This window comes from Limnohabitans planktonicus II-D5 (genome assembly GCF_001270065.2).
GTDB classification, from domain to species: domain Bacteria; phylum Pseudomonadota; class Gammaproteobacteria; order Burkholderiales; family Burkholderiaceae_C; genus Limnohabitans_A; species Limnohabitans_A planktonicus.
Genome location: NZ_LFYT02000091.1, coordinates 1 through 1,293 on the forward strand (window position 1 = coordinate 1; position 1,293 = coordinate 1,293).

At 32.6% G+C, this 1,293-nt stretch carries 1 protein-coding gene; it reads right to left on the minus strand.

The annotated features are described in order from the left end of the window. Window positions 1-82 precede the first annotated feature (82 nt). Window positions 83-1,198, minus strand: coding sequence for an Lcl C-terminal domain-containing protein (locus H663_RS41465; RefSeq protein WP_133239949.1), 1,116 nt, complete (start codon window positions 1,196-1,198; stop codon window positions 83-85). Window positions 1,199-1,293 lie beyond the last annotated feature (95 nt).

Genomic DNA, 1,293 nt, shown 5'->3' on the forward strand with positions numbered 1-1,293 from the left:
TTCAAAAAAGGTCACAGGACCTTTTTTGATTTTAATAGACAAATATATATTTTTCACTCAAAATATAATTCAGAAACATTTATCAACGAGGCAGCTTAATATCTGACCTCTTTATCCACTCATTATTAGCAACCACTTTTTTATAACTAAGAGTATTACACTCACCCGACTTCATGTACATCGTGCATACATATTTATAAGTTTGAACAAGTACCATTTCACCTTTAACTTCCAAAACCAATCCTTGTTTTATATCGTCCCCAATTTTTACATTTCTGATTAGTTTTAATAAATCAGAATCTCTTGTCTTTTGATTTTCAATAGCTTGTTCTTGTTGTTTTTGTGCGGCAACCTTTCCATCACGCACCCATTTTTCTGTTTTTTCATTCTGACGTTTTGCTTCTTCAGTCAATTTTCCGTAGACTTCATAAGCGTCCCTAACTGCAAGGTCCCAATCCTCTCCTTCCCCTTGAACCAGTATATATTTTCCATCGGAAACACTACGCATAGAATTAGCAATGTTTGCATCAGCACCCACTCTTGGGAGCATTCTCAAAATATTATCTCTATCGTATTCTGAAAATCGAGAAACATCTTTGTATGAATATTTATCACTTGAAACAAATTCTCCATGATTGCTATTCGCAGGTACAATCAGAACGGGCCTTGTAACACCAATGTGTGTAATTTGTATATTTTTATTTTTGTGAAATATAGAATCACGGCATACCCAATCAGAGTCCGACCGATCTGTTTTTTGAATTTTAGGTTTTGTAACTATTGATATATTTTTGTATTTGAATTCCGAAAAATATTTCATCTCAGATTGATCACGCAAACTACCAACACATGAATACAAGCTTAAAATTTGTTGAAAATTTGGAAGACGCCATTTTTCGCCTGTTATTTTATTTTGCTTATCTATATAAACAACAGCCTCTGCCCAATTCTTAAATTTCTCGCGATCGGAGACACATACACCTTGAGATTGATCAAATTTTTCAATTAATTGACATGATTTCCACTTTAGCCCAGTAATTTTATCTTCATAGGTATCTGACACGGGTAACGAATTATATTCAATAATTGTGAATAATCCCTGATCATTTTTTTGACTACCAACCATATCAGATGCTGGTTGACAAAACGCATTAATTGACGAAAAAACAATTAACAAAAAAATTGATATATTTTTCATTTCAACCCCGAGAAGACAGTAAAGAGGAGCTGTATGGTATCAATTTTTATCTAATAACTAGTTAAATTAGATATGAATGTAACAAAAATTTACTC

Bases quoted from the DNA above. Each gene is read 5' to 3' on its own strand.
- H663_RS41465 (WP_133239949.1), bottom strand. From the start codon at position 1,198: ATGAAAAATATATCAATTTTTTTGTTAATTGTTTTTTCGTCAATTAAT.